The sequence below is a fragment of the Kitasatospora sp. NPDC052868 genome, from assembly GCF_044547105.1.
In the GTDB taxonomy this organism is placed as follows: domain Bacteria; phylum Actinomycetota; class Actinomycetes; order Streptomycetales; family Streptomycetaceae; genus Kitasatospora.
This window is the reverse complement of sequence record NZ_JBITZW010000022.1, coordinates 79173-106011: the sequence shown is the minus strand read 5'-3', so window position 1 is coordinate 106011 and position 26839 is coordinate 79173. Positions and strand designations below refer to the sequence as shown.

Here is a 26839-nt window from a genome sequence, read left to right as displayed (position 1 = left end):
GCCCCGCGGGGGGGGCGTGCACGGGGGGGGGCCCCGGGCGGGGGGGGGCCGGGGGGGGGGGGGGGGGGCGCCCCCCCCCCCCCCCCCGCCCCCGGGGGGGGGCCCCCCGCCCCCCCCCGGCTCGCTCCCGTTCCACCGGCCCGCCGCACCGGGCCGACCGGCCTCTCAGCAGGGGCCGCACCGCACACCGAGAGGAGTAACGGCGCCGCCCGACCCGCGTCGCCGTAACACACACCATGGCAACCATCCCGACCCTGGGCGCCGAGCGCACCGCCGGCCACACCGCCTCCCGCGCCGAGACCCGCGAGCTGCTGGGCAAGGCCACCTACGACCTGCTGGTGATCGGGGGCGGCATCCTCGGCACGGCCGTCGCCTGGACCGCCTCCCAGGCCGGCCTCAAGGTCGCGATGGTCGACGGCGGCGACTTCGCCGGTGCCACCTCCAGCGCCTCCTCCAAGCTCGTCCACGGCGGTCTGCGCTACCTGCAGACCGGCGCGGTCAAGCTGGTCGCCGAGAACCACAAGGAGCGCCGCGCGCTCGCCACCGACGTCGCCCCGCACCTGGTCAACCCGCTGACCTTCTTCGTGCCGGTCTACAAGGGCGGCCCGCACAGCGCGCCCAAGCTCGGCGCCGGCGTCTTCCTCTACTCTGCGCTCTCCGCCTTCCGCGACGGCATGGGCCGGGTCTCCACCGCCGCGCACGCCGCCCAGCAGGTGCCCGCGCTGCGCACCGAGGGCCTGCGCTCGGTGGCCGTGTACGGCGACCACCAGATGAACGACTCGCGCGTCGCCGTGATGACGGTACGCGCCGCCGTCGAGGCCGGCGCCGTGGTGCTCAACCACGCCGAGGTCACCGGCCTGCGCTTCACCGGCAGCCGGGTCACCGGTGCCGAGCTCAAGGACCGCCTGGACGGCACCGAGTTCGGCGTCAACGCCCGCCTGGTGCTCAACGCCACCGGCCCCTGGGTCGACCACCTGCGCGCGATGGAGGACGCCGGCGCCGCGCCGTCGATCCGCCTCTCCAAGGGCGCGCACGTCGTCGTCAAGCGCCGCGCCCCGTGGCGTGCGGCCCTGACCATCCCGATCGACAAGTACCGCGTGTCCTTCGCCATCCCGTGGGAGGACCACGTCCTGCTCGGCACCACGGACGAGGAGTACACCGGCGACCCGAAGGACGTCCGGGCCACCGACGCCGACATCGACCAGATCATGGGCGAGGCCGGCCACGCGATCCGCGACGAGCACCTCGACCGCGACCTGATCACCTACGCCTTCGCCGGCCTGCGGGTGCTGCCCGGCGGCCCCGGCGACACCGCCGCCGCCAAGCGCGAGACGGTCGTCACCGAGGGCAAGGGCGGCATGCTGTCGGTCGCCGGCGGCAAGTGGACCACCTACCGGCACATCGGCCGCACCGTGCTGGAGAAGCTGGCCCACGTGCCCGGCACCAGCCTCGGCGAGGACATGTCGACGATCGCCAGGACCGTTCCGCTGCCGGGCGTCGGCGCGCCGAACGCCGTGGCGCACCGCCTGCTGATCGACCGCGAGCCCGGCTCCCGGATGGAGCCGCTGGTCGCCAAGCACCTGGCCAGCCACTACGGCACGCTCTCCTTCGAGATCGCCCGCATGATCGACGAGAACCCCGAGCTCGGCGCGCCGATCCACGCCGACGGGCCGGACGTGTGGGCGCAGGTCGCGTACGCCGCCGACAGCGAGTGGGCGTACACCGCGGACGACGTGCTGCGCCGCCGCACCACGATGACGGTGCGCGGGCTGGACACGCCGGAGATCCGGGCCGAGGTCGAGGCCTTCCTCGCGAAGCGCGGAAACAAGTAGGAGCACAGCCTCGCGAAGCGCGGAAACAAGTAGGCACGTAGGACACCGCCTCGCGAGGCGTGGAGCCGGGTAACGGCACCGCCTCGCGAGGCGCGGGACTCCGGAGGGCGGGCACCCCAGGGCTGGGGGCGTCCGCCCTCCGGCACGTCCGGACGGCGGCACGGTCGGACGGTGGCACGGTCGGACGGCGGCACGGTCGGACGGCAGCGCCGCGGTCGTGCGCGGGCTGGGCGTCACGAGCACGCCGCCGCACGGTGAACGTGAACGCCGAACGGGCGGGCGCTCCATGGGGAGCGCCCGCCCGTTCGGCGTCTCGGTACTGCTGGGCCCTGTCCGGGCCGGACGGGCCGGGAAGGCTAGACGATCAGGCTGAGCGGCATGATCAGGGCGATCGCGACCACCGATATCACCGTCTCCATCACCGACCAGGACTTGATGGTCTGGCCGACGCTCATCCCGAAGTACTCCTTCACCAGCCAGAAACCGGCGTCGTTGACGTGCGAGAAGAACAGCGAACCCGCGCCGATGGCCAGCACCAACAGGGCCGCGTGCGTCGAGGACATGTCCGCGGCCAGCGGAGCCACGATGCCGGCGGCGGTGATGGTGGCGACCGTCGCGGAGCCGGTGGCCAGCCGGATGAGCACGGCGATCAGCCAACCGAGCAGCAGCGCGGAGATGTGCCACCGGCTCGACCACTCGCTGACGGCGTTGCCCACGCCGACGTCGATCAGCGTCTGCTTGAAGCCGCCGCCCGCGCCGACGATGAAGACGATGCCCGCGATCGGGCCGAGCGAGCGGCCGACGGTGTCGGAGATCCGCTCCTTGGTGAAGCCCGCCGCCCGGCCGAGGGTCAGCATGCCGAGCAGGGTCGCGGCCAGCAGGGCGATCAGCGGGGAGCCGATGAAGTCGAACACCCGCTGCGGCAGCGCCTTGGGGTCGTCGATGACGACGTCGGCCAGCGCCTTGCCGAGCATCAGCACGACGGGCAGCAGGATGGTGGCCAGGACCGCGCCGAAGCCCGGGGTGTGCTCGGGCTTCTCCGTCTCCACGGGCGCGGTGGCCTGCGGGATCTCCAGCGGGCCGACCCAGCGCTCGGCCAGCCGGGCGAACAGCGGGCCGGCGATGACCAGCGTCGGCACGGCGATCAGCAGACCGAGCGCCAGGGTGATGCCGAGGTCCGCCTTCAGCGCGTCCACGGCCACCAGCGGGCCCGGGTGCGGCGGGACGAGGCCGTGCAGCACGGAGAGCCCGGCCAGCGCGGGGATGCCGATCCGCATCAGCGGGACGTTCCCGCGGCGGGCCACCAGCAGCACGATCGGGATCAGCAGGACGACCCCGACCTCGAAGAACAGCGGCAGGCCGAGGACGGCCGCGATCAGCGCCATCGCCCAGGGAAGGGCCCGGGGCCCGGAGCGCGACAGCACGGTGTCCGCGATGATGTTCGCCCCGCCGGAGTCGGCGAGCAGCTTGCCGAGCATCGCGCCGAGCCCGATCAGCAGGCCGACGCCCGCGACGGTCGCGCCGAAACCCGTGGAGAAGCTGCCCAGCAGCTTGTCGAAGGGGGCGCCGGCGACGGCGGCCAGCAGGCCCGACCCGAGGGTGAGGGCGAGGAACGGGTGCAGCTTCAGCCGGGTGATCAGCACCACGATGGCGCCGATGCTGAGCAGCACCGCGAGCAGCAGCCGGGCGTCGCTGTCGGTGTGCGGCAGGGCCGGTGGGGCGGCCGCCGCGAGCAGGGAGGGGATCACGCGAGGTCTCCATTGACGGGCCGCAGCAGGGATACGGCCATCTCGACGAGTTCTTCGGGGGACGGTCCGACGTCCAGGACGGCGCCGCGCTCGTCCGCCGCCAGGGGTTCCAGGGCGGCGTACTGCGAGTCGAGCAGCGACGGCGGCATGAAGTGGCCGGTGCGGTTTGCGAGCCGGTCCTCGACCAGCTCGGGGCCACCGCTGAGGTGCAGGAAGAAGGCACCCGGGCAGGCCGCGCGCAGGATGTCGCGGTAGCGGTGCTTCAGCGCCGAGCAGGTGACCACGCCGCCGGTGCCGGCCTCGGCCCGCTCCCCCAGCCAGCCGCCGAGGGCGCGCAGCCAGGGGGCGCGGTCCGCGTCGTCCAGCGGGGTGCCGGCCGACATCTTGGCGATGTTGGCGGGCGGGTGGAAGTCGTCCGCCTCCGCGTAGGGGAGGCCGAGGCGGTCGGCCAGGAGGCGGGCCACGGTGGTCTTGCCGACACCGGAGACGCCCATCACCACGAGGGTGAGGGGCGACGCGGGGGTGTCGTGGTTCTCGACGCTGAGAGCCATGGGTGGTGCTCCTTCGTTGCCAGGCCGCCACTATCGCTCCAAAGATATGACGTATTCAAGTGACGGAAACCAAATCGTCATACTTTATCGGCCCGTGTGGGCCGGCCGGAGAGAGGCCATAGGCTGGGCGGATGGAGATCCAGGGGCTGCCCGGCCGACTGCTTGCCGACCTCGGTCCGGCCATCGCCTCCGGGGAGGTCCCCGAGGGGGCGGTGCTGCGCGCCGAGGAGCTGGAACAGCGGTACGGGGTGTCGCGGACGGTGGTCCGCGAGGCGGTCCGGATCCTGGAGGGGATGGGCCTGGTCGCGTCCCGGCGGCGGGTCGGCAGCACCGTGCAGCCGAAGTCCGCCTGGGACGTCTTCGACCCGCTGGTGATCCGCTGGCGGCTGGCCGGTGCCGACCGGCCGGCGCAGCTGCGCTCGCTCGGCTCGCTGCGGGTGGCGGTGGAGCCGGCCGCGGCCGCGCTCGCGGCGCGGCACGCCACCGACGACGAGCGCCGCGAACTGAGCGCGCTGGCCGTGGAGTTGACGATGACGGCGCGGGCCGCCGACCTGGAGACCTTCCTCCGGCACGACATCGCCTTCCATGCGACCGTCCTGAAGGCGTCCGGCAACGAGATGTTCGCCCACCTCGGGGACACCGTCGGGGCGGTGCTGACCGGCCGCACCGAGTACCATCTGATGCCCCATCAGCCGGAGCCCTACGCGATCCGGCTGCACCGCGAGGTCGCGGAGGCGATCTGCGCGGGGGACGCCGCACAGGCGGAGCAGGCGATGCGGACGATCGTGACGGGCGCGCTGGAGGAGCTCGACCAGCAGCTCGGGTGAGCCGCCCCGGCCGGGCGTGCGGTCGGACCGGGCGGCGCGGGGGTTTGCGGCGCTTTCCTGGGCAGATCACACGATTTGACGGCAGTTCAGTGGATTCGGACGCATAGTCCGGGTACGACGGGGCAGAGTGTTGCGCAGGGGCGCGCTCGGGTGCGCCCGTCCCGCCGCCGTGACCGCGCCTGGGGGTCGCCCGATGTCATCCGCACGCCGTCGCCGCCGTCTGCCGGACGAGGTGCGGGCCGCCGTCGTCCGGGCGGTGCTCTGCCTGGCCTTCACGCTGGTCGGCCTACTGCTCGCGACGCTGGCCTCGTACGCGGACAGCTGGCTGATGACACCGGCCCTGATGGCGATGGGCCTCGGGGTGTTCGGCACCATGTGGTGCCTGCTGGAGATCATGATCTCGCGCCAGGTCGCCGCCCAGCGGATGCGCGGGCCGGGCCAGGCCACGCCGATGGCGGGCAGCCGGGAGCCGGGCAGGCCCCGGCCGTTCCCCCAGCCGGCGCCGCCGCCGGCCGGCCCGGTGCCGCGTCAGCCGCGGGTGCCGACCGCGTAGCCGTACTGCTCGGGCCAGTCCCGCCCGGCGCCGAGCTCACGGGCCGCGTGCAGCGGCCAGTACGGGTCCCGGAGCAGCTCGCGGCCGAGCAGCACGACGTCCGCCCGCCCGTCCGCGACGATCCGCTCGGCCTGCGCGGGCTCGGTGATCAGACCGACCGCGCCGGTGGCCAGCCCGGAGGCGGTACGGATCTCCTCGGCGAACGGCACCTGGTAGCCCGGGCCGACCGGGATCACCGCGTCCGGCGAGGTGCCGCCGCTGGAGACGTCGACCAGGTCGATGCCGATGGTCCGCAGCTCCTTCGCGAGCAGCACCGTCTCCTCGACGGTCCAGCCGGGCCGCCCGTCCAGCCAGTCGGTGGCCGAGACGCGGAAGAGCAGCGGCAGGGTGTCCGGCCAGACGGCGCGCACCGCCGCGGCGACCTCCAGGGCGAAGCGGCTGCGCCCGGCGAAGTCCCCGCCGTAGGCGTCGGTGCGGTGGTTGGCGGCCGGGGAGAGGAAGGCGTGCACCAGGTAGCCGTGCGCGCCGTGGATCTCGACCGTCCGGAAGCCGGCCGCCAGTGCCCGACGGGCGGCCTGGGCGAAGTCCTCGACGATCTCGCCGATCTGCCCGACCGTCAGCTCGGACGGCGCCGGCCGGGTGCCGAACGCGACGGCGGACGGCCCGACCGTCGGCCAGTCGAGCCCCTCGGGGGCCGAACCGCCGCCCTGCCAGGGGCGGTTGCCGGACCCCTTGCGCCCGGCGTGGGCCAGCTGGACCGCGGGTATCGCGCCGTGCGCGGCGATCAGCGCGGCCACCCGGGCCAGCCGGTCGCGCTGGCGGTCGTTCCACAGGCCCAGGTCGAACGGGGAGATCCGGCCCTCGGGACTGACCGCGGTGGCCTCCAGGACCACCGCGCCGGCGCCGCCGGCCGCCCGGGAGCCGTAGTGGGCGAGGTGGAAGTCGGTGGCCACCCCGGCCGCGTCCCCCTGCGAGGCCGCCGAGTACGTGCACATCGGTGCCATCCAGACCCGGTTGCGGGCGGTCAGCGACCTCAGGGTGATCGGCTCGAACAGGGCGCTCATGGCGGCTCCTCGCAGGGGGCGGTGGGTCATTCCGGGGTGACGGCCCGGTAGTGGGAGGTCAGCCGGCCCTCGTCGTCCAGGACGTGGAAGACGAGCATCGGCGGCTGGTCGAAGGTGATGTCGGGAGCGCCCTCGCAGGGCAGCGTGACGGTGGAGACCACGCCGGGCGCCACCCGGACCGGCAGCCCGGCGAAGGTGGTGGCGGCGCCGGTGTGCGAGTGGCCGCAGAGCAGGGCCGCCACCCGGGGGTGGCGGGCCAGCACCTCGGCGAGCCGCTGCTCGCCGAACTGCCGGATCGGGTCGACGTACGGCAGGTGGAGCTCCACCGGCGGGTGGTGGAAGGCCACCAGCGCCGGTACGTCCTGGCGGCCGTCGGCGAGCCGGGCGTCCAGCCAGCCGAGGGTCTCCTCGTCCAGCAGGCCGTCGTCGCGGCCCGGTATCGACGAGTCGATCATCAGCACGTCCGCACCGGGCAGCCGGTGCAGGCGGTTGACCGGGCCGTCGGCGGGTGCCTCGCCGAGCAGGCCCTCGCGGTAGGGCGCGCGCCGGTCGTGGTTGCCGGGGCAGTCGAACAGCGGGTGACGGGAGGTCAGCACCTTGGCGGCCTGCTCGTACTCGGCGGGCAGGCCGTGGTCGGCGATGTCCCCCGTCACCAGCACGGCGTCCAGCGGGCCGGGCAGGGCGTTGAGGTACGCCATCACCTGCCCGGCGCGCCGGTACGCCCGGGCGCCGCCGTCCCCGCGGTGGTCCTGGCCGATGTGGATGTCACTGAAGTGGGCGATCGTCAGCATGGCCGTCACGCTAGCCCGGTCAGGGCGCGGCGGGTACCTCCGCGGGCCGCTTGAACATCCGGGTGGCGGTGATCTCGCCGTGGACGGCCGGGCCGTCCGGGTCCTGCGGGGCGGGCAGGCCGGGGCGCAGGTGCTCCTCCACCGAGATGTACTTGAGGCCGGCCCGCAGGTCGGCGTCGTTGCGCAGCCGGATGACGAGCGGGAACTCGGCGAGCGCGGTGGTGTCGAACAGGCCGGTGGTGTAGATCAGCTGGACGCCGAGCGCGTCGGCCACGGCCCGCTGGAGCTCCAGCAGGTAGGTGGCGTTGGCGCGGCCGATCGGGTTGTCCAGGAAGAGCGTGCCGGCGTGCCGCAGCTGGGACTGGCCGCGGTCGTTGGCCCGCAGGGCGGCCATCGTGCAGTAGAGCGCGATGGCCGCGGTGAGCAGCTGGCCGCCGGAGAAGACGTCGGACATCTGGCCGACACCGACCCGCTCGGCGCGCAGTACGGCGTCAGGCTTGAGGATCTCGACGCTGACGCCGCGCGGGCCGATCGCGGCGGCGACGCCGCGCAGCAGCAGGGACATGCCGTCGCGGCGCAGGTCGCTGTTCTTCCGGACGGCGGCGCGGGTGGCCTCGTCGATGACCTCGCCGAGGCGCTCGACCAGGGTGGCGTGGTCCGGGTCCTCGAAGCGGATCCGCAGGAACTCCTGGCCGGACCACTCCCCCAGGCCCTCGGGGAGGCGGGAGAGGCGCTGGGCGGCGCGCAGGGTGGTGAGCGAGGACTCGACCAGTCCGCGCAGCCGGTCGACGATCGAGCCGCGGTTGCGCTCCAGCTGGGCGAGTTCGTCGGTGAGCACGCGCAGCCGGGGTGCGAAGGCGGTGGCCCAGGCGGCCGCGTGGTCGGGCAGCGCGGCCGCGGGCAGTTCGCGGATCTGCTGGCGGGCCGGGGTGCGGACGGCCTCGTAGCGGGCCGCGTTGGCGTGCCGGACGAGCGCGTCGGAGGCGTCCCGGACAGCCAGTTCGGCGGAGGACAGCTCACCGGCGGCGGTGCGCAGCGCCCGGCGGGCGTCGGCCGCGGCCGCGCGGGCTTCGGCGAGTGCGCCGAGGTAGGGCTCGACCGGCTGGCCGTCCTCGTCCTGGTGCTCGCGCAAGCCGTCGCGCAGCTGCCCCGCGTGCTCGTCGAAGTCGGCGGCGGCGGCCTGGGCGGCGTCGAAGGTGCGCTGCAGGTCGGCGTGGGCGGTGCGGGCCGCGTCGACGCTCTCGCGGCGCTCGGCGAGCCGGGTGGTGGCGGTGCGCAGCAGCGCCTGGGCGTGCTCGGGGTCGGTGGGGACGAGGTCCTCGGGCAGCTCGGTGTGGGCCTCGCCGTCGGCGGGGGCGGAGCGTTCGGCCTCGCCGCGCAGGCGGCCGAGCTGCTCGCTGGCGACGGCGGAGCGGGCCTCGATGGTGGCGACCAGCTCCTCGGCGCGGGCGGCGGCGGCCTGGCGGGCGGGACCGTCGGCGCCGTCGGGGCTGCCGAGCAGCTCCTCGGCGCGGGTGCGGACCTTGTTGGTGAGGCGGTCGAGTTCGGTCGCGGCGGCGGCCTCGTCGCCCTCGGCGCGGGCCTGTTCGGCGCGCAGGTCGGCGCCGACGCCGACCTTCTCGTAGAGCTGGGAGGCGGCGCGGTAGGCCTCGCGCAGGGCGGGCAGCGCGGCGGGGGCGGTGTCGGCCGGGTCGTCGGTCTGCTCGGCGGCGGGGATCTCGGCGCGCTCGGCGCGCAGGGTGCGCGCGGTGCGGCGGGCGTCGTCGGCGGCGCGCTGGGCGGCGCGGCGGTCCTCGTCGCAGGTGCGGGCCCGTTCGGCGCACTGGGCCTGGCGGCGGTCGCACTCGACGGCGTCCTCGGCGAGTTCGCGCAGCGAGCGGACCCAGCCGGCGCGCTCGCGCAGGCGGAAGGCAAGGCCGGAGAGGGCGTCGGCGCGGCGGCGGGCCTGCTGGGCGGCCTCGCGGTGCTCCTCGTGGGCCGCGGCCGCGGTGGCGTGGTCGACCTCGGCCTCGTCGTGGTCGGCGCGCAGGGTGCCGAGGCCGGCGGCGGCCTGCTCGGCGTGCTCGCGGGCGGCCTCGGCGGCGGCCGCCAGCTCGGCGAGGGTGCCGGGCGGGCAGCTGGCGTGCCAGGAGGCGAGGCGGGCGGCGAGCGCCCGGTCGCCGCCGAGGCGGGCGGCCAGTTCGCGGATGTGCTCCTCGCGGGCGGTGGCACGGGCGCGCAGTTCGCGGCGCTCGCCGTCGGCGGCGCTCTCGTCGTGCATGGCCGGGTTCGGCGGGACGAGGAAGAAGGCGGGCTCGTCGGTGATCGGGGCGATCAGCGCGGCGGCGGCGCCGACGGCGACGGTGGAGCGGGGCAGCAGGGCGGCGGACTGCAGCACCTCGCGGGCCCGGTCGAGCGAGTTGGGGTCGGTGATCACCACGCCGTCGACCAGTTCGGGGCGGGCGGCGAGGATCGCCTCGTGGTCGGTCGGGTCGACGGACTGGGCGAGGTAGCGCCAGCCGGGCAGGGCGGGGATGCCGTGCTCGGCGAGGTACTCGACGGTGGCGAGCACGTCGGGGCCGGGCGGCAGCAGGCCGCCGTCACCGAGCGCGGCGAGGATGCGGGAGTCGTCGGCGGCGGCGGTGCGCAGGTCGAACAGGGTGCGCTCGGCGGTGGCGATGGCCTCGTCGAGCAGTTCGCGCAGCGCCTCGGCGGAGCGGTCCAGGACGGCGGGGGTGAGGAAGCCGGCGTCCTCGTCGGCGCTGTCCTGGTAGGGCGTCAGGGAGAGCAGGTCGGCGAGGCGCGGCTCGGTGGCGAGCAGGGCGGCGGTGCGCTGCTCGGCGGCGAGGGCCTGGGCGGCGGACTTGCGGGCGTCGTGGGCGCGGGCGGCGGCGAGTTCGGCGCGGCCCGCGGCGGCGGCGGCCTCACGCAGCCGGGCGGCGGCGCCCTCGGCGGCCGTGCGGGCCCTGGCGAGCGCGGCGCTGGCGGCCTTCTCGACGTCGGCGGCGTGCAGGGCGGCGCGGGCCGGGTCCGGTTCGTCGGAGTCGGCGTCGATCCAGCCGGACTCGACGGCGGCCGCGGTCTCCTGCTCGACCTCGGCGAGGCGCTGGCGCAGGTGGTCGGCCTCGCTGCGGGCCTTCTGGGCGGCGGTGGCGGCCTCGGTGGCGTCGGACTGGGCCTTGGAGCCGTCGGACTGGAGCTCTCCGGCGCGCTCCTCCTCGGTGTCGGCGCGGGTCTCGGCGGCCGCGGCGGCGCTCTCCAGGGCGCGGGCGAGGGCGGTGGCGGCGCGGGCGCGGGCGGCCAGGGCGGGGGCGGCGTCGAGCTCGGCCTCGCGGATCGCGGCGGCGACCCGGGTGACCCGGTCGGCGGCGGCGCGCTGGCGCAGCACGGCCTCGGCGGCCTGCCAGGCGGAGTGCAGGGTGCGGGCCTCGATGAGCTCGCGGCGCAGTGCGGCGGCCTCGGCGGTCGCGGCGGCCAGGCCCAGGGTGGCGTGGCGGTGGGTGAGCTCGGCGGTGATCAGGGTGTGCCGGGTGCGGTCGGCCTCGGCGGCGGTGACGGCGCTCGCCGCGGCGGCGACCTCGATGGCGAGGTCCTGGGCGCGGTCGCGCTCGGCGGCGGCGCGGGAGGTGAGGGCGTGGGCGAGGCGGCGGGTGCGGCGCTCGGCGGTGCGGTGGGCCTCGCGGACGCCCTCGCGGGCGAGGGTGGACTCGGCGATGCGCTCCAGCAGGTCGAGCGAGCCGGCGGTGAAGTCCCGTTCGGCGGTGAGCTCGGCGCGTCGGCCGAGCTTGGCGGCGAAGCCGTGGACCAGGTCGGCGAGGCCGTCGGTGTCCCGGGTGTCGGTGACGGCGCGCAGCAGGAGGTCGGTGAAGTCGCTGTCGTGCTTGACCGCGAAGAGGCCGGCGGCCTCGCCCTCGTCGGCGTTCATCTCGCGCTGGTAGCGGAAGAGTTCGGGGTCGAGGCCGAGCTCGCCGAGGTGCTCCGTCCAGCGGTCGTGGCCGTCCTCGAAGACCAGGTCGAGGTGGGAGTGGGCCTTGCCGGCCTCGGTGAGGGCGTCGCGGAAGCCCTTCATGGTGCGGCGGCGGCCGCGGGCCTTCTGGTCACCGGCCAGGCTGACCCGCTCGGCGACGGGCAGCGAGTCGAGGGTGAGGCCGGCGCCGGGGCGGAAGGAGTACCAGGTCTCGGCGAACTTGCGCGGGTCGGAGGAGACCTGGCGGCCGCGCCACTCGCTGACCTTGCCGACCACGATCAGCTCACCGGTGACGGTGTGCTGCCACTCCAGGGCGACGTGGCCGCAGTCGTCGGCGAGCAGGAACTTGCGCAGCACGCCGGAGCTGGCGCCGCCGAGGGTGTTGCGGTGGCCGGGGAGCATCACCGAGAAGATCAGCTTGAGCAGGACGGACTTGCCGCCGCCGTTCTCCAGGAAGAGCACGCCGGCCGGTGCCGGGCGGCGGACCGGTCCGTCGAGGTCCTCGCCGAAGAGGCCGATCTGCTGGGGGGCCGGATCGGAGACGGGCTCGCCGACGCCGCGCAGGTCGAGCACCGTGTCGGCGTAGCGCGCGCCGGCCGGTCCGATCGAGTAGAGGCGGACCCGGTTGAGCTCGTACATGTGCGGCGGTTCTCCAGGATGTGCAGGGGTCTGGATCTGGGGTGGGGCTCGGGTTGGGGCGTGGGTGGGGGCGCGGACTGGGCTGCTCTGGGTGGTGCGGTTGGTGCGGGCTCAGAGCGAGTGGAAGGGGAGGCCCGCGTCGGCGACCAGTTCGTCCCCGGTGTCCGGGGGCAGCAGGCTGGCGGTGCCGTCGGAGACCGGGACGATGCCGAGGTCGAGCAGTTCGGCCATGGCGGCGCTGCCGGCCAGGTCACGGACCTGGAGCTGGTAGCGGGCGGTGGTGCGGTAGGTGCCGCCGGCGTCGTCCGAGGTCTTCTGCAGGAAGCCGGAGTCGACCAGGAACATCACGGCCTTGGCGACGATGCCGATGGTGGAGCCGGAGAGCCGGCGGGCGTCCTTGGTGGCTCCGGTGGCGGTGCGCCGGGCCCAGACCCGCCAGGCGGCCTCCAGGCCGGGGGCGTCGCTCTGCGGGTCGGTGTTGGCGCCCTCGGCGTCGGCCTGCTCCTCCAGGCGGCGGCAGGCCTGGCGGACGAAGGCGTCGACGCCGTTGACGGTGATCCGGCCGAGGTAGCCGTCGTCGGCGAGGTCCTCGGGGCGGGGGAAGGCCATCGCGGCGACGGCGAGGTGGGCCAGGCCGTGCAGGAAGCGGTCGGTGGACTCGGAGGCGGCGCGGCGGGAGTAGTCGCCCATCCGGACGGCGAAGACGGAGTCCTCGGCGGCGGAGACTGCCATGCCGGCGCGCGGCGAGACCTCCAGGACGATCAGGCCCATGCCGGTGGCGACGGCGTCGGCGAGGCGGGCGAAGGCCGGGTCCTCGCGGTGGCGGCGGACGAGTTCGGCGTACTCGGCGTCGCGGGCGGGGAGCAGCTTGGCCTGGAGGCCGAAGGAGACCAGCCGGGCGGCGTCGGCGACGTCGGCCGGGGTGATCGCGGCGGGGGCCGCGGGCTCGGTCTCGGGCGCCCAGGACGTGTCGTGGTGGGTCGTCACGGGCGGTGCTCCTCGGGGCTGATGCGGGCGGTGCCGGTGGTGCCGGTCGTGCTGGTGAGGGTGGTGGTGGCTGTGGTGCGGGCGGGCCGGGCGGCGCCGTCGCGGGGTCCGCGCTGATGCGGTCGGCGCTGATGCGGTCGGCGCGGCTCGCGGGCCGGGGCGGGGTGGCGGGCCGTCAACTGGCGTCCTTGCGGTCGGCGGCCATACCGGCCGCGTCGAGCAGGGCGCTGCCGACGATGAGGTCGGCGCCGCCGAACTCCGGGTCCTGCAGCGGGGTGCCGTCGTCGACGGCGAAGAGCAGCCGCTCCTCGCCCTGGCGGTAGGCGGTGCCGACCGGCGGGCTGGCCGCGTGGACCGCCAGCAGGGCGACCAGGTAGGGCAGGTCCCGGTCCTGCCCGCGCGCCTCGGCGAGCAGTCCGGAGAGCCGGCGCGGGGCGTCGGGGAGCAGGTCGAGCAGGAGCAGGGCCGCCTCCAGCTGGTCCTCGGAGAAGCGGCTGTCGTCCGGGGTGGCGACGAGGTCCGGGTCGGGCAGCTCGGCGCCCAGGTGCTCGCGCTCGACCGGCGGGGTGAGCAGCAGGTCGACCAGGTCGGCGACCCGGACGGAGACGGGCGTCCGCAGGCCGGCGCCGCGGGCGAAGAACGCTCCGGTGGGCCGGACGGCCTGCTCCACCGGCAGCCGCAGGACGGGCGCGAGGAGCTGCCCGTAGAGGTCGATGCCGCTGCGGGCGGCGGGCGCGGCGAATGCCTGCCGGTCCTGCTCGGCGCGGAACAGCGGGCCGGCCTCCAGCAGGCGGGTCTGCAGCTGGGTGTGGCGGCGGATGCAGTCCTTGACGATGTCGACCAGCTCCGCGGCGCGGCGCTTGTGCTCGGGCTCCTCGGCCTCGTCGCGGGCCTTGCGGATGTTGGTGAGAATCGCGTTCTCGTGCCGGTAGCGGTCCGCGATGTGGTCGAGGGCCTCGTCGATCAGATCGGGGATGGCCTGCATCCAGTCGACGGCGCGCACGTTGCGCCTGGTCGCGTCGAGGGCGCGGCGCAGCGTCTCGGCGTACTGGACGGTGCGGTAGCGGGCCTGCTCGGCGGCGAGCTGGGCGTCGGCGAGGCGGCCGCGGCGGATCAGCACCTCGAGCTTGACCTCGGCGGCGATCTGGGCGGAGGTGACATCGGTGTCGAGCGCGCCGACCAGGACGTTGACGGCCTCGTCGGTGGTGCGCAGGTAGACGCCGCCGTCGGGGCCCGGCACCTCCTCGATCAGCTTGAAGTCGTAGTCGCGGCGGACGTACGCGCCGTCCTGGCCGAAGGTGCCGTAGACGGCGCGGAAGCCGCGGTCGACGCTGCCGACGTTGATCAGCGACTCCAGCACCCAGCGGGCGACCCGCTCGTGCTCGGCGGTGGGCCGGGTGGCGGCCTGGGCGGCGACCCGGGGCAACAGCCGGGCCAGCACTATGTCGCGGTCGGCCCCGGTGTCGAAGTCCATGTGCAGGGTGACCAGGTCGATCGCGGCGAGACCGACCTCGGCCATCGCGTAGCCGCCGTACTCGCCGGCCAGCATCACCTTGCGGCTGTCCAGGTCGTGCAGCGGGGCGGTGCAGGCCAGCGCCTTGAGCCGGCGGGCGAGGCCCTCGTCGGCGGCGGGGCCGGGCGCGGGCCGCACGGCGGCTGCGGCGGGCCCGGCGGGCGGCCGGGGCCCGTGCTCGATGGGCGGGTCAGCGATGGCGGTCACGGTGGACAAGATTAGAGGTACGCACCGACAACGACCGAAACGGACCTTATGGGCGGGCGGGAGCGGGGGTGGGGCGCGGTGGGTGAAAGGGCGGGCGGGGGGCCGGACGGGGGCCGGACCGCCGGGGTCGAGGCGTGGGCGATAGAACTGGCTTTCGAGAAAATGCCCCCGCGACTCGGCCTCCGCCGCCATGATTCCTCATATGATCATCCGACTGGTACGAGGCGGCCTCGCCGCCGCCCTCGCCGTGGCCGCCCTCGCCGCCGGCACCGCCGTCTCCACTGCCGCGACCACCGCCGGGGCCACCTCCGGGACCGCCTCCGGCGCCGCCAAGGCCGTCGCCACGGCGGCCGTCACCGGCCAGAACGTGGCCGTCACCCAGGCCGGGAACTATCCGATCTTCCCGACCGACTACACCAACTTCTCGGTGACCTGGAAGTCCTCGGGCACCGCCGACCTGACCGGGGTCACCCACCTCACCGTCGAGCTGCCGCCCGGCCTGACCACCAGCGGCGCCATGATCACCTCCTTCCAGGACTACACGTTCACCCAGGCGATCTCGCCCGACGGCCGCCGCCTGGACGCCTTCTTCACCGGCAACCGCGCCCCGGGGCGCAGCGAGTTCATGAAGGTCTTCGTGGCCTCCCATGGCACCAGACCGGCCGGGACGATCAAGGTGACGGCCGCGAACCGGAACGACGCGGACCCGTCCGACAACGTGTCGACCTACCTGCTCGGCAGCGGCCCGCAGGCGCCCGCCGCCCAGGCCGCCCCCACGGTGACCGGGATCGGCACGACGTCCGGCGCGGGCACCGGCGGTACCGCCGTCACCGTGACCGGTACCAACCTGGACAACGGCTTCGTGCTGTTCGGCGACTCGGTCGCGGTCGGCGGCTGCACCGCCACCGCCTGCACCGTGACCACCCCCGGCGGTGCGGGCAGCACGCCGGTCACCGTGGTCACCCCCGGCGGCTCGGCGACCTCGTCCACCCCGTTCGACTACACCGGTGCGGCTCCCCCGGCGCCGCCCGCACCTGCGGTCACCGGCCTGACCACCAGCACCGGCCCGGCGGCCGGCGGCACCCAGATCTACGTTCAGGGCGGCAACCTGGCCAACGGCGCGGTGTTCTTCGGCGGGGTCCCCGCCACCCGCTACTCCTGCGGGGCGTCGCTCTGCTCGGCGACCGCCCCGGCGGGCACCGGCGTGGTCGACGTGACCGTGGCCACGGCCGGCGGGACCAGCGCGACGAGCACGGCCGACCGGTACACGTACACCTCGTAGCGGGCGCCCACGGGGCCCGTACCGCGAACGGCGGCGGCCGGACACCTCTGGTGTCCGGCCACCGCCGTTTCTCCTCCCCGGCCCGGCCCGGAGCCCGCAGGATGGACCTGGTCTGCGGACTGCGCCAGGGCCTCCCCTGTCGTACTGGCGATTCGTCGACATGTCGTTCGAGGTCGCCGGCGCGGTACCACTGCCGATCGCGTCGCGCGGCGGCACGGCTGGGCCGAGCGGGGGAGCGTCTGCGGCCGTACCGGCGCCGGGGCGCCCAGGGCCCGGGTCACGAACACCGGCCTTCACACGCAGGCCCTACCATCTGGCTCAACAGCTGCTGGGAGGCGGACGGGCGTGGCCGATGCGGTGATCGATCTCAATGCGGACCTCGGCGAGGGGTTCGGGCGGTGGACGCTGACCGACGACGAGGCCCTGCTCTCCGTGGTGACCAGCGCCAACGTCGCCTGCGGCTTCCACGCCGGGGACCCTTCGACGATGCGCCGGGTCTGCGCACTCGCCGCCGAGCGCGGGGTCCGGATCGGCGCCCAGGTCTCCTACCGCGACCTGGCCGGCTTCGGCCGGCGCGCGATGGACGTCCCGCCGGATGAGCTGGCCGACGAGATCGCCTACCAGATCGGCGCCCTCCAGGTCTTCGCCCGCGCGGCCGGCTCCCGGGTCTCCTACGTCAAACCGCACGGCGCCCTCTACAACCGCGTGGTGGCCGACTCCGACCAGGCCGAGGCGGTGGTCGCGGGCGTGCTGCGGGCCGGGGCGGTCTGCGACGGCCCGCTGCCGGTGCTCGGCCTGCCCGGCTCGCGCCTGCTGGCCGTCGCCGACGGCGTCGGGCTGCCGGTGGTCGCCGAGGCCTTCGCCGACCGTGCCTACACCTGGGCCGGCACCCTGGTGCCCCGCCGTGAACCGGGCGCGGTGGTGCAGGACCCGGAGGCGGTGATCACCCGCGCGGTCGGCATCGCCCGGGACGGCGTGGTGGAGGCCGTCGGCGGCGAGTCGATCGCCGTCGAGGCGCGGTCCCTGTGCGTGCACGGCGACACCCCCGGCGCCGCCCAGCTCGCCTGGCGGGTGCGCGGCGCGCTCGCCTCGGCGGGGGTGCGGGTGGAGGCCTTCACGTGACGGCTCCGGGCGGGGCGGCGTCGGGCGGGGCGGCACCGGACGGGGCAGCAACGGGCGGGGCAGCAACGGGCGGGGCAGCACCGGGCGGGGCAGCACCGGACGGGGCAGCACCGGACGGGGCAGGTCCGGGCGGGGCGGCACCGGACGGGGCAGGTCCGGGCGGGGCGGCTGCTGTTGGCGGTCTTGGCGGGGCATCGGGCGGCCGGCCGCAGGTGCCGGAGCAGCCGGAGCCCCCCGGGATCCGGCGCGTCGGCGGTCGGGCGCTGCTGGTCGAGGTCGGCGGCACGGCCGAGGTGAGCGCCCTGTACGGCTGGCTCCGGGAGCAGCAGGCGGCGGGCGCCCTGCCGGAGGTCGAGGAGATCGTCCCCGCCGCGCGGAGCGTGCTGCTGGACGGCGTCGCCGACCTCCCCGCGCTGACCGCCCTGTTGCGAGCCCCCCGGCCCACCGCGTCGACCAGTGCCCAAGGGCCACTGCTCGAGGTCCCCACCGTCTACGACGGCGCCGACCTCGCCGAGGTGGCGGCCCGGTGGGGCGTCTCCGCCGAGGCGGCGGTCCGGATCCACACCGAGGCCGCATACGAGGTCGCGTTCTGCGGCTTCGCCCCCGGTTTCGGCTACCTCACCGGTCTCCCCGAGCGGTACTGGGTGCCGCGCCGGGACACCCCGCGCAGCTCCGTCCCGACCGGCTCGGTCGCGCTGGCCGGCCCGTACACCGGGGTGTACCCGCGCTCCTCACCCGGTGGCTGGCAGCTGCTCGGGAGGACGCCGCTGGCGCTCTGGGACGCCGGGCGCGACCCGGCCGCGCTGCTCGCGCCGGGCGTGCGGGTACGGTTCACGGCCGTGCGCGCCACGGCCGAGGGTGGCGACCGCGGCCGAGCCGGGGGCTCGTCGAGCAGGCGCGGCGAGGGAGGCCGGTGAGGGTGGTGACCGAACTGGAGGTCGTCCGGCCAGGCCCGTTGACGACCGTTCAGGACCTCGGCCGACGCGGTGTCGCCCACCTCGGGGTGCCCCGGGCGGGCGCGCTCGACGAGCCCGCGATGCGCGCCGCCAACCGGCTGGTGGGCAACGACGCGGACGCGGCCGGGCTGGAGACCACCCTCGGCGGGGTCGCCCTGCACGCGCTCGGCCCGGTCCTGGTCGCCGTCACCGGCGCGCCGGCCCCGGTCCTGGTGGACGGTCGCCCCGCGGCCTGGGGCGCGGCCGTCGCCGTCCCGGCCGGCGCGGTGGTCGAGGTCGGGGCCGCCACCCACGGAGTGCGCGGCTACCTGGCGGTGGCGGGCGGGATCGCCGTCCCGCCGGTGCTCGGCAGCCGCTCGGCCGACCTGCTCTCCGGACTCGGGCCCGTCCCGCTGGCCGCCGGCGACCGGCTGCCGGTCGGACCGCCCCCCTCGTACCGGCCGCTGCCCGACCAGGTGCCGCTGCCCGCTCCCCCGGCCGAACTGGTGCTGCGCCTGAGGCTCGGCCCGCGCGCGGACTGGTTCGAACCGCGGTCGGTCGCCTGGCTGGCCCGCGAGCACTACCGGGTCGCCCCGGCCAGCAACCGGATCGCGCTCAGGACGGACGGCCCGGCCGTCACCCGGGCCCGGGGCGGCGAACTCCCGAGCGAGGGCATGGTGCTGGGCGCCGTCCAGATCCCCCCGGACGGTCGGCCGGTGGTCTTCCTCGCCGACCACCCCACCACCGGCGGCTACCCCGTGGTCGGCGTCGTCCCCCCGGCCGACCTGGCCGGCGCCGCCCAGGCCCGCCCGGGCACCCCGGTCCGGTTCGTCCTGCTCCCGGGGTGAGCGCCTGGCGCTCCGGGGGCTTCCGGGGCGGACCGGCACTCAGGGGTTCTGGGCCGACCCGGGCCTCGCCGTTCGGCGGGCCGAGGGCACGCCGCTACTCGAAGCAGGTCGGACAGGGCTTGGTCGCCACCCGGGCGGTGTTGCCCGCGGTGGCGCGCAGCGGCTGCTCGTCCGTGATGTGGTGACCGGAGACCGGCACGGCCACCCAGCCGAACTGAGGCGCCGTCAACGTGCTCGCCGTGAGGTGGAAGCAGCCCCGGCGGTGGGCGAAGCCGGTGTTCGAGATGATGACCGCCGCCCCCTCCGGCCAGCCCGCCCAGGACGCGCCGAGGGCGTTCCGGCGGTGGTCGGCCCGGGGGACGGAACCGTCGGCCGGGCAGTCGCACCAGAACATGTCGCAGCGCTCGCACCGCTCGTCGGCCATTTCCCGCCCCTTTGCCTCGACACCCGATGGGGCGGATTTTACGGCGGACGGGTCCGGTCGCGGGCGCCTGGCGGGCGGGTACCGGGGCGCGGGGGACGGCCGGCTCAGCGGGTCAACAGGGCCTCGGCGAGGATGCGTTGGGCCGGTTCGATGGCGGGTGAGCCGTCCTCGATGTCCCACAGGGCGTTCTGCAGGATCCGGGCGAGGGTCCAGGCGGCGGCGCGGGAACGGTCGAGGGCGAGGACGTCGGTCATCAGGTCGAAGCGGCGGTGCAGCGCCCGCGGGACGTCGCCGCCGGCGGCGAGGTCGCTCCAGCGGTTTCGGAGGGCCGGGAGGAGCTCGAAGGCCGGATCCCCGGCGAGCGGCTTCGGGTCGATGGCGAGCCAGGGGGCGCGGGGGTCGGGGCCGAGCGCGGCGAGCACGTTGCCGTAGTGCAGGTCCCAGTGCAGGAGGCGGTCGCCGGGCTCGCCCCGCACCTCGCGCAGGGCGGCCGCGCAGTCGGCGAGCAGGCGGCGGTCGGCCGGGTCGACGAGCCCCGTAAGCCCCTCCGGGGTATCGGCCAGCAGTGCGTCGGCGACATCGGACAGCCGGCGCAGCCCGGGCGGCGCCGGGTGGGTGGTCAGGTCGGCCAGCAGTTCGGCGAGGGTGCGCAGCGCGGCGGTGTCGTCCGGCACGGCGAGCAGCGAGCGGCCCTGGTCCAGGCGTTCGAGCAGCATCGCACCGGAGGCCTGGTCCTGGTCCAGCAGTCGAACGGCGCTCCGGCCGGCCCAGACTCGCAGGGCGGCGGGCTCCCCCACCGTCTCCCCGTCCACCGGCTGGAGCTTGAGGACGGCGGGCGTGCCGTCCGTGCGCAGCACGGGGAGTACCAGCGCGACCATGCCGTGGGCGGGCGGACCGTCCGGGCGCAGTGCCCAGCGCTCCATCAGCTCCTCGGCGAGCAGCGGGAGGCCGGCCACCCAGGCCCGGCCGGCCTCGCCGCGGGAGTCCGCCAGCGAAGCCGCCAGGGCTTTCGGGACCGGGGGCGGCGCGAGGGTCTGCCCGGAGGCTCCTTCAGGAGTCGCGGCGCGGGCGGGCATCGCTGCGCGGCCGGGGACGGCGGCGGAGGCGGCGTTCGTCATGGGCGGGTGGCTCCTGCTGGTGGGGCGGGGCTCGACGGGTGCCTCGGAGAGGGCGGCACGTCGTGCGGGTACGAGCCGGGCCCGCGGATGCGGCACGTCGCGCCAGGGTGGCACGACGTGCCGACGGGCGGGCCCAGACGAATGGCAGTCCGTGCCGGTTGGGCACGGTGCGCCGAGGTGGCACGACCTGCCACCTGCGCGGCGGTCACCTGCACAACGTGCCGGCCGCGCCTGCCGTGCCACACCATGCCACCCTGGCACGACGTGCCGGATCGACGCCGCCCACCCGGGGCGCGCCGGGGGTGGCACATCGCGCCCGAGTGGCACGCCACGCCGGACCGGCACAGAGCGCCGCTCCAGCACGACACGCCACTGCGGCACGTCGTGTCAGCGGCCGCCCAGCGTCTCGGCGGCAGCCTTTGCAAAGTCGTCCGGGTTGTCGAACATGATGTTGTGGCCGGAGTCCGGAATCGCCGTCACGACCACGCCGGCCTCTCGTAGGCGCTCCTCACCGAGGAGTTCGCCGTCGGCCTCGGGATAGAGGAACGCACGCGGGATGTCCAGCTCGAGCAGTATCTCGCGCATCGTCGGGACGGTGCCACGGGTCCCGTGGACGGCGGTGCGGTGGAGCGCCTCGGGGCCGGCCAGCCGCATGGTGGACCACCAGAACGGTCCGACCCACTGCTGTACCTCCTGCAGTCCCCCGTTCAGGAACGCCTCCTCGGTGAAGGTGGCGATCCCGCTGCTGCCCGGACGGCGGGTGGGGGTGATCGGGTCGAGGTTGGAGTCCACCAGGACGAGCCGCGAGACCAGGTGCGGATGCCGGTAGGCCAGCACGATCGCGACCGCGCCGCCCATGCTGTGCGCGACCACCTCGGCGCCCGTCACACCGGCGGCGTCCAGGGCGGTCGCCACCGCATCGGCATGGGCCTCCAGGGTGTACGAGAAGTCGGCAGGCCGGTCGCTGATGCCGAAGCCCAGCAGGTCGAGCAGGAGCGAGCGGCGACCGGCGAGCAGCGGGTGGACGGCGGCGGCGGCGAAGTAGACGGGCGAGCTGGCACCGAGGCCGTGCAGGTAGAGCCGGGCCGGACCGGACCCGGGGATCTCCACCCAGCGGATCCGGTCGCCGTTCGGGGTGACGGGGGCTTCTCGCATGGCATTGCTCCTTGCTGGGACGCGGGAACGCGGGAACGCGGTGGGGAAACGCTCGACGACGAACGCCCCTCGGTGAACCCGGGGCGTTCGAGTGAGACCATACATCGGTGTCGAGGTATAGCGGTATCGATATACCGAAGCACGTCTGAGAGAGTGGCCCCATGCTGAAACTCGCGATCCTCGGGTTCCTCCACGACCGGCCGCTGCACGGCTACGAGCTGCGCCGACACCTCGCCGCGCTCACCGGCCACGTCCGACCGATCAGCGACGGCACGCTCTACCCGGCGATCAAGCGACTCGAGGCCGCGGGCCTGCTGGTGCGCGAGACCGAACCGGGGACGGCGGCGGCACCGCGGCACACCCTCCACCTCACCGAGGCGGGCCAGGCGGCACTCCTCGACCGCCTGCGCGCACCGGAACCCCTGGACATCAGCGACGAGAACCGCTGGTTCACCGTGCTCAGCTTCCTGCGCCACCTGTCCGACCCCGCCGAGCAGGCCGCCGTCCTGCGCCGCCGGCTCGCCTTCCTCGCCGAGCCGGCCAGCTTCTTCTACGACGGCGACCGGCCGGTCGGCGCGGAGGAGTTCGCGGACCCGTTCCGCCGCGGCATGCTGTTGATCGCCCGGGCGACCACCGACACCGAACTGGCCTGGCTGCGCGAGACCCTGGCCGACCTGGAGACCCCGCAGCAGTAGGCCGCGACGCCCGGCAGCCGCCCCACCCAATCCGAAAACAGCCGCGGCCCGTGCCGACCGTTGATCCGGTCGGCACGGGCCGCGGCCGCGAGGAGGCGCACCCGGCGCAGGGCGCTCAGTGCTGGTGGTGGGCGTGGACGACCGCGTGGCCGCGACCGCGGGCGATCATCCACCGGTTGACCGGGACGGTCAGGAGGAAGGCGAGGGCGAGCGAACCCGCCAGCGCGAACCAGAACAGCACGTCGCCGAGACCGGCGTCCATCGCGCCCGGGACGGTGACCATCACGGTGTTGTCGATCAGTTCCATGACCAGGATCGAGACGGTGTCCGCGGCCAGCGCCACCTTGACCGCCGCGCGGACGTCCAGGCCTGCCCGCAGGACGCCGCGCATCGTCAGCGCGTAGCCGAAGACGAAGGCCAGCAGGACCGAGAGCGCCACGGTCGCACCGTTGTGCAGGCCGAAGGCGGTACCGAGGACCATCCCGAGGATCTCACCGATGGCGCAGCCGGTGAGGCAGTGCAGGGTGGCCTGCGCGGCGGTCCGCCAGCTCGCCGCGGCCGCGCTCCCCTGGCGGTCGCCGTGACCGTGGCGGCCGTGACCGCGCTGAACGCCGTGACCGTGGTCGCCGTGACCGTGGTGGCCACCGTGCCCGGCATGCCCGGCGTGCTCGCCCGGGTGGTTCTCGTGCTGCAGGTGCTCGTGGTGCGCGGGCTGTGCCATGTCGTCCTCCGCGTGCTCTCCGGCGCCGGTTCCCTCGGTGCTTCGATGCCCACCATATACCCCCTGGGGGTATCCAGGCCACCTTTGGCCGCCCCCGAATCACACCCCGCCCGCCGCGCCCCCTCCCGAGCCCGGCCTCCCCGCCCCCGGGCCCTCTTCCCGAAGACGCCCGTCCGTGTTCCGATGGACCGCATGAGCCTTGAGCGACGCAAGGGCTACGACGGGACCGGCCCGGGGGCGATCACCCCGGACGGCTGCGCCGTCGAGCTCTGGGAACGACTGCTGGTCGGCGACGAACCGGAGGTGATCGCCCGGGCGGTGCCCGCCGGCGCGCGCATCCTCGAACTCGGCTGCGGGGTGGGCCGGGTGACCCACCCCCTGACGGAGCGCGGGTTCCAGGTCACGGCGGTGGACGAGTCGGCCGAGATGCTGGCCCGGGTCCGCGGCACCCGGACGGTCCGCAGCCCGATCGAACACCTGGACCTCGGCGAGCGCTTCGACGTCGTCCTGCTCGGGTCCTTCCTGGTGCACGCGGGCGACCCGGCCGTCCGCCAGGGCCTCCTGGACACCTGCCGCCGACACCTCGCCGACGGCGGCTGTGTGCTGATCCAGCGCGAGGGCGCGGACTACCACGACAACGTGCCACGCGAGCGCCGGCTCAGCCCGGACGGCGTGGCCCGCGTGGTGTCGGACACCCCGGTGGAGCCGGGCCTGCGCGCTGTCCTGATCGAGTACGAGTTCCCGGACGCGCGCTGGACCCACACCTTCCGCTCCCGGCCGCTCGACACGGCCCAGTTCGAGCAGGCCCTGGCGGATGCCGGGCTGGCCGTGGACGCGTATCTGACGGAGGACCGCACCTGGGTCCGCGCACTCGCGACGGGCTGACCACCGGGCGGCCGCACTGCGGGGCGGTGGGGGCGGCGCGGAGAGTCGTCACCTTCACCGCGTACCATGGCGCGCGCGCCGGGCCTGCGCGCGGCCCGAGCGCCGGGCGGGACCGGCGGTTCGCATGCCATCGGCATGTGACACAGGCATGCCGTCGGCATGCTCCCGCACCGACCAGCAAGGACCACTGATGCGCATCGAGCGACGGATACCCTGGGCGGGTGTCCGGTGATCGACTGGTTCCACGGGGCCGTCCTCGGCCTGATCCAGGGTCTCACCGAGTTCCTGCCGATCTCCTCCAGCGCCCACCTGCGGGTCTTCTCGGCCCTGCTGGGCTGGGACGACCCGGGCGCGGCGTTCACCGCCGTGACCCAGCTCGGCACCGAGTCCGCGGTGCTGATCTACTTCCGCCGCGACATCGCCTCGATCGTGAAGACCTGGACGCTCTCGCTGTTCCGTCCGGCGCTGCGCTCGCACCAGGACGCCCGGATGGGCTGGTTCGTGATCATCGGCACCCTGCCGATCGGCATCCTGGGCAAGCTGTTCCAGGACACCATCGAGACCAACCTCCGCGACCTGCGGATCATCGGCACCACCCTGATCGTCTTCGGCCTGATCCTCGCGGTGGCCGACCGCACCCGGGCCGTCCGGCACGCCAAGCCGATCAGCGACCTGACCCTGCCGCACGCGGCCGGATACGGCCTCGCCCAGGCACTGGCGCTCATCCCCGGCGTTTCGCGCTCCGGCGGCACCATCAGCGCGGGCCTGCTGCTCGGCTACAGCCGCGAGGCGGCGGCCCGCTACTCGTTCCTGCTCGCCATCCCGGCGGTGCTGGCCTCGGGCCTGCTGGAGCTCTTCAAGATCGGCGAGGGCCCGGCGCCCGCCTGGGGTCCGACCATCCTGGCCACCCTGATCGCCTTCGTGGTCGGCTACGCCGCGATCGCCTGGTTCCTGAAGTACATCTCGAACAACAGCTTCATGCCGTTCGTGGTCTACCGCGTGCTGCTCGGCATTCTGATCATCGTCCTGGTGAGCGTCGGCACGCTCAGCCCCGACGCCGGCGTGGTCAAGTAGCGCAAGAACTAGAACGGCATTGCAGAACGCCGGCCCCGATCCGCAGCACGGCGGCGCCGGTCCGGCGCCGCGACGGAGGCGGAAGCGGAAGCGGAAGCGGAAGCGGAAGCGGCCGGCAGGACACGGCACCGCACAGCACAGCACGGCACGGCACGGCACGGCAAGCGAACGGCCCGGGAGCAGAAGCCCCCGGGCCGTTCGTCGTATCCGGCCACCGGCCCAAGGGGAATCTAGCGCCCGCGCTCCCGGGCGGCGGTCAGGCGGCCGCGGACGGCGGCGTGCACCTCGGCCTCCTCGGCAGGGTCGGCGGCGAGGCGGCGCAGGCGCTCCAGCACGCGGGCGTCGCCGGTGGTGGCGACATGCCGGGCGGCGAGCTCCCGGGTGGCCTCCTCGCAGTCCCAGAGGCACTCGACGGCCGGGCCCTCGGGGAAGTGCACGTCGGTCACGGCGAGCGCGCGGGCCGCACGGCCGCGCAGCTCGGACGAGGCGGCCTCGCCGTAGATGTGGCGCAGGACGGGGACGGCTCCGGCGGCGGCCAGCCGCCCCGCGCCGTCGACCAGCGACCCGAGCCCGGTACCGGAGACCCCGCGCACCGAGACCCAGCGGCGCAGCCCGTCGACCACCAGGGGCGCGTCACAGGCCTCGCCGGCATCGGCCAGCAGCTGGACGGCGGCCTCCCCGAGGGCGCTGTCGGCGCCGCCGGTGGCCGGGTCGGCCCAGCGGCGGGCGTGGGCGAGGGCCTCCGGGCCGCGCATCCGGCCGAGCAGTTCCAGGGCGGTGCGCACGATCCGGTCGTCGACATCGGCGGCGGCGGCCTCGATCAGGATGGCGGCGGCCGGGTCCTGTTGGTCGACCAGGTAGCGCAGGGCGGCCCGCCGGGCGCCGGGCAGACCGCCACTGGCGGCCTCCAGCACGGCGGGACGGTCCTCGGGGCGCACCACGGCGGCCAGGCAGCGGGCGGCCGCGGCCGCCCGGCGGTCGCCGGCGTCGGGGCCGGACGGATCGCCGTCGGACCCCCGGGCCGACTCGGGGCGGTCGGGCTGCCGGGTGAAGGCGCCGGCGGTCAGTCCGCCGAGGTCGCCCTGGTCGGCCCAGACCAGCACGTCGGCGGTGGACCAGCCGGGGGTGGCACCGCTGCGGTTCAGCTGGCGCTGCCAGACGTCGAAGGGGGACTGCTCGCTCGCGGCGGCGACCCTCGGGTGGTAGGCGGCCCAGAGCCGCCAGGGCCTCGGCTCGTACGCGCCGCGGATGACCTCGCGCAGCTCGGCGTCGCCCTCGGGGCCGGGCGCGAACCGGTCCAGCACCGCGGTGCCGAGCAGCAGCAGGCCGCGGTCGTCGTCGCGCAGCGCCAGCTCGTCCAGGGCCCAGGCCCAGTTGGTGCCGGTGGCGGCGTACTCGCGCAGCATCAGCAGCGCGTCGCGCCGGCCGTACGCGGCGAGGTGGCCCAGGACCGACAGCGCGAGGCCCGTCCGGCCCTCGTCGTCGTCGAGGAGGTCCTCCGGGTCGTGCAGGTGGTCCTCGATGCCGCCGAGCGGCGCCTCCAGCTCCATGTAGAGGCGTGCGTAGTAGAGGGAGCGGTTCTCGACCTGCCAGTCGGCTCGCGGATCCCTGGTGACGCACTCCTGCAGCGCGGCAATGGCTTCGGTGCGGTCGGCGGCCAGCGCATGGAGCTGCCCGTCACCGCGGCCTCGCTGAAGGAGGCCGAGGAGGCTGGCACTAGGTGCTATCACTGGCTCGAACATGAGGTCAGCATCCGTTGCGGCGGTCGTAGTGGCAACGGGATTTCCGTCGCCGGGGGCTCTGGTCGGTACTGCGGTGGGCGCCCGGGCGCCGGAATCACCGAAGGTTACCGCCTGGGACGCCCCGCCGCACACAGGGCGATGGACCCTTGCACCGCACTGGCATATGCCGCAGGAATTTTG

23 protein-coding genes are annotated in these 26839 nt (G+C 75.2%); 10 read left to right on the top strand and 13 right to left on the bottom strand.

What is annotated here, in order from left to right; all coding sequences use genetic code 11:
* The first annotated feature begins 236 nt into the window (after nt 1-236).
* On the top strand, nt 237-1832 hold the full coding sequence (locus ACIGZJ_RS29070) for an FAD-dependent oxidoreductase (RefSeq protein WP_392941844.1): 1596 nt from the start codon (nt 237-239) through the stop codon (nt 1830-1832).
* 356 nt (nt 1833-2188) lie between these two features.
* Here ACIGZJ_RS29070 and ACIGZJ_RS29065 read toward each other — a convergent pair whose 3' ends face one another.
* Together ACIGZJ_RS29065 and ACIGZJ_RS29060 are read right to left on the bottom strand one after the other, a co-directional pair.
* Nucleotides 2189-3580 (bottom strand): GntP family permease, encoded by a 1392-nt coding sequence (locus tag ACIGZJ_RS29065; RefSeq protein ID WP_396460032.1) that lies wholly within the window; start codon nt 3578-3580, stop codon nt 2189-2191.
* A complete protein-coding gene (locus ACIGZJ_RS29060) occupies nt 3577-4131 on the bottom strand; it encodes a gluconokinase (RefSeq protein WP_396460031.1) in 555 nt (184 codons plus the stop codon). The genes ACIGZJ_RS29065 and ACIGZJ_RS29060 overlap by 4 nt, the downstream gene beginning before the upstream one ends.
* 131 nt (nt 4132-4262) lie before the next feature.
* Between ACIGZJ_RS29060 and ACIGZJ_RS29055 the strand changes: the two genes are divergently transcribed.
* Both ACIGZJ_RS29055 and ACIGZJ_RS29050 read left to right on the top strand, forming a co-directional pair.
* Nucleotides 4263-4958: a FadR/GntR family transcriptional regulator gene (locus ACIGZJ_RS29055; RefSeq protein ID WP_396460030.1), complete on the top strand. Its 696-nt coding sequence runs from the start codon at nt 4263-4265 to the stop codon at nt 4956-4958.
* Nucleotides 4959-5151: 193 nt separating this feature from the next.
* The gene (locus ACIGZJ_RS29050; protein ID WP_396460029.1) at nt 5152-5511 is read left to right on the top strand and encodes a hypothetical protein; all 360 of its coding nucleotides are present in this window, start codon (nt 5152-5154) and stop codon (nt 5509-5511) included.
* Here ACIGZJ_RS29050 and ACIGZJ_RS29045 read toward each other — a convergent pair.
* The 6 genes from ACIGZJ_RS29045 to ACIGZJ_RS29020 form a co-directional block, all read right to left on the bottom strand.
* Complete coding sequence (locus tag ACIGZJ_RS29045) at nt 5487-6575, bottom strand: NADH:flavin oxidoreductase/NADH oxidase (RefSeq protein WP_396460028.1); 1089 nt, start codon at nt 6573-6575, stop codon at nt 5487-5489. The two genes, ACIGZJ_RS29050 and ACIGZJ_RS29045, sit on opposite strands and share 25 nt — an antisense overlap.
* 26 nt (nt 6576-6601) lie before the next feature.
* Nucleotides 6602-7366 (bottom strand): metallophosphoesterase, encoded by a 765-nt coding sequence (locus tag ACIGZJ_RS29040; RefSeq protein WP_396460027.1) that lies wholly within the window; start codon nt 7364-7366, stop codon nt 6602-6604.
* 19 nt (nt 7367-7385) lie between these two features.
* A complete protein-coding gene (locus ACIGZJ_RS29035) occupies nt 7386-11951 on the bottom strand; it encodes a hypothetical protein (protein WP_396460026.1) in 4566 nt (1521 codons plus the stop codon).
* A gap of 111 nt (nt 11952-12062) precedes the next feature.
* Nucleotides 12063-12938: a hypothetical protein gene (locus ACIGZJ_RS29030; protein ID WP_392941865.1), complete on the bottom strand. Its 876-nt coding sequence runs from the start codon at nt 12936-12938 to the stop codon at nt 12063-12065.
* A complete protein-coding gene (locus ACIGZJ_RS29025; RefSeq protein ID WP_396460025.1) occupies nt 12935-13117 on the bottom strand; it encodes a hypothetical protein in 183 nt (60 codons plus the stop codon). Before ACIGZJ_RS29025 ends, ACIGZJ_RS29030 begins: the two co-directional genes overlap by 4 nt.
* On the bottom strand, nt 13114-14649 hold the full coding sequence (locus ACIGZJ_RS29020; RefSeq protein WP_396460041.1) for a hypothetical protein: 1536 nt from the start codon (nt 14647-14649) through the stop codon (nt 13114-13116). Before ACIGZJ_RS29020 ends, ACIGZJ_RS29025 begins: the two co-directional genes overlap by 4 nt.
* Nucleotides 14650-14860: 211 nt before the next feature.
* On the opposite strand from ACIGZJ_RS29020, the gene ACIGZJ_RS29015 reads away from it, so the two are divergent.
* The 4 genes from ACIGZJ_RS29015 to ACIGZJ_RS29000 all read left to right on the top strand — a co-directional run bounded on the left by ACIGZJ_RS29015 (nt 14861) and on the right by ACIGZJ_RS29000 (nt 18845).
* Nucleotides 14861-15940 (top strand): IPT/TIG domain-containing protein, encoded by a 1080-nt coding sequence (locus ACIGZJ_RS29015; RefSeq protein ID WP_396460024.1) that lies wholly within the window; start codon nt 14861-14863, stop codon nt 15938-15940.
* 345 nt (nt 15941-16285) lie between these two features.
* Nucleotides 16286-17062: a LamB/YcsF family protein gene (locus ACIGZJ_RS29010; RefSeq protein WP_396460023.1), complete on the top strand. Its 777-nt coding sequence runs from the start codon at nt 16286-16288 to the stop codon at nt 17060-17062.
* Nucleotides 17063-17274: 212 nt separating this feature from the next.
* On the top strand, nt 17275-17979 hold the full coding sequence (locus ACIGZJ_RS29005) for an allophanate hydrolase subunit 1 (RefSeq protein WP_396460022.1): 705 nt from the start codon (nt 17275-17277) through the stop codon (nt 17977-17979).
* A 2-nt stretch (nt 17980-17981) separates the two neighbouring features.
* Nucleotides 17982-18845, top strand: coding sequence for a biotin-dependent carboxyltransferase family protein (locus tag ACIGZJ_RS29000; RefSeq protein ID WP_396460021.1), 864 nt, complete (start codon nt 17982-17984; stop codon nt 18843-18845).
* 94 nt (nt 18846-18939) lie between these two features.
* On the opposite strand, the gene ACIGZJ_RS28995 is transcribed toward ACIGZJ_RS29000, so the two are convergent.
* The 3 genes from ACIGZJ_RS28995 to ACIGZJ_RS28985 all read right to left on the bottom strand — a co-directional run bounded on the left by ACIGZJ_RS28995 (nt 18940) and on the right by ACIGZJ_RS28985 (nt 21542).
* Nucleotides 18940-19269 carry a hypothetical protein gene (locus tag ACIGZJ_RS28995; RefSeq protein ID WP_396460020.1) on the bottom strand — a complete coding sequence of 110 codons (330 nt, stop codon included), beginning with the start codon at nt 19267-19269 and terminating at the stop codon, nt 18940-18942.
* A gap of 104 nt (nt 19270-19373) precedes the next feature.
* Nucleotides 19374-20345: an aminoglycoside phosphotransferase family protein gene (locus ACIGZJ_RS28990; RefSeq protein ID WP_396460040.1), complete on the bottom strand. Its 972-nt coding sequence runs from the start codon at nt 20343-20345 to the stop codon at nt 19374-19376.
* Between the two features lie 429 nt (nt 20346-20774).
* Nucleotides 20775-21542 (bottom strand): alpha/beta fold hydrolase, encoded by a 768-nt coding sequence (locus ACIGZJ_RS28985; protein ID WP_396460019.1) that lies wholly within the window; start codon nt 21540-21542, stop codon nt 20775-20777.
* 161 nt (nt 21543-21703) lie between these two features.
* On the opposite strand from ACIGZJ_RS28985, the gene ACIGZJ_RS28980 reads away from it, so the two are divergent.
* The gene (locus ACIGZJ_RS28980) at nt 21704-22237 is read left to right on the top strand and encodes a PadR family transcriptional regulator (RefSeq protein WP_396460018.1); all 534 of its coding nucleotides are present in this window, start codon (nt 21704-21706) and stop codon (nt 22235-22237) included.
* A 115-nt stretch (nt 22238-22352) separates the two neighbouring features.
* Here ACIGZJ_RS28980 and ACIGZJ_RS28975 read toward each other — a convergent pair whose 3' ends face one another.
* Nucleotides 22353-22931: a DUF4396 domain-containing protein gene (locus ACIGZJ_RS28975; RefSeq protein WP_396460039.1), complete on the bottom strand. Its 579-nt coding sequence runs from the start codon at nt 22929-22931 to the stop codon at nt 22353-22355.
* Between the two features lie 219 nt (nt 22932-23150).
* Here ACIGZJ_RS28975 and ACIGZJ_RS28970 point away from each other — a divergent pair, with 219 nt between their 5' ends.
* Both ACIGZJ_RS28970 and ACIGZJ_RS28965 read left to right on the top strand, forming a co-directional pair.
* Nucleotides 23151-23843: a class I SAM-dependent methyltransferase gene (locus tag ACIGZJ_RS28970; RefSeq protein WP_396460017.1), complete on the top strand. Its 693-nt coding sequence runs from the start codon at nt 23151-23153 to the stop codon at nt 23841-23843.
* 231 nt (nt 23844-24074) lie between these two features.
* Nucleotides 24075-24917, top strand: coding sequence for an undecaprenyl-diphosphate phosphatase (locus ACIGZJ_RS28965; RefSeq protein ID WP_392941916.1), 843 nt, complete (start codon nt 24075-24077; stop codon nt 24915-24917).
* A 230-nt stretch (nt 24918-25147) separates the two neighbouring features.
* On the opposite strand, the gene ACIGZJ_RS28960 is transcribed toward ACIGZJ_RS28965, so the two are convergent.
* Nucleotides 25148-26659, bottom strand: a complete 1512-nt coding sequence (locus ACIGZJ_RS28960; protein WP_396460016.1) for a HEAT repeat domain-containing protein — start codon at nt 26657-26659, stop codon at nt 25148-25150.
* Nucleotides 26660-26839 lie beyond the last annotated feature (180 nt).

Excerpts from the sequence above, each read along its gene's own strand:
- ACIGZJ_RS29070 (WP_392941844.1), top strand. The coding sequence starts at position 237 with ATGGCAACCATCCCGACCCTGGGCGCCGAGCGCACCGCCGGCCACACC.
- ACIGZJ_RS29060 (WP_396460031.1), bottom strand. The coding sequence starts at position 4,131 with ATGGCTCTCAGCGTCGAGAACCACGACACCCCCGCGTCGCCCCTCACC.
- ACIGZJ_RS29055 (WP_396460030.1), top strand. The coding sequence starts at position 4,263 with ATGGAGATCCAGGGGCTGCCCGGCCGACTGCTTGCCGACCTCGGTCCG.
- ACIGZJ_RS29050 (WP_396460029.1), top strand. The coding sequence starts at position 5,152 with ATGTCATCCGCACGCCGTCGCCGCCGTCTGCCGGACGAGGTGCGGGCC.
- ACIGZJ_RS29045 (WP_396460028.1), bottom strand. The coding sequence starts at position 6,575 with ATGAGCGCCCTGTTCGAGCCGATCACCCTGAGGTCGCTGACCGCCCGC.
- ACIGZJ_RS29040 (WP_396460027.1), bottom strand. The coding sequence starts at position 7,366 with ATGCTGACGATCGCCCACTTCAGTGACATCCACATCGGCCAGGACCAC.
- ACIGZJ_RS29035 (WP_396460026.1), bottom strand. The coding sequence starts at position 11,951 with ATGTACGAGCTCAACCGGGTCCGCCTCTACTCGATCGGACCGGCCGGC.
- ACIGZJ_RS29015 (WP_396460024.1), top strand. The coding sequence starts at position 14,861 with ATGATCATCCGACTGGTACGAGGCGGCCTCGCCGCCGCCCTCGCCGTG.
- ACIGZJ_RS28995 (WP_396460020.1), bottom strand. The coding sequence starts at position 19,269 with ATGGCCGACGAGCGGTGCGAGCGCTGCGACATGTTCTGGTGCGACTGC.
- ACIGZJ_RS28990 (WP_396460040.1), bottom strand. The coding sequence starts at position 20,345 with ATGCCCGCCCGCGCCGCGACTCCTGAAGGAGCCTCCGGGCAGACCCTC.
- ACIGZJ_RS28985 (WP_396460019.1), bottom strand. The coding sequence starts at position 21,542 with ATGCGAGAAGCCCCCGTCACCCCGAACGGCGACCGGATCCGCTGGGTG.
- ACIGZJ_RS28980 (WP_396460018.1), top strand. The coding sequence starts at position 21,704 with ATGCTGAAACTCGCGATCCTCGGGTTCCTCCACGACCGGCCGCTGCAC.
- ACIGZJ_RS28970 (WP_396460017.1), top strand. The coding sequence starts at position 23,151 with ATGAGCCTTGAGCGACGCAAGGGCTACGACGGGACCGGCCCGGGGGCG.
- ACIGZJ_RS28960 (WP_396460016.1), bottom strand. The coding sequence starts at position 26,659 with ATGTTCGAGCCAGTGATAGCACCTAGTGCCAGCCTCCTCGGCCTCCTT.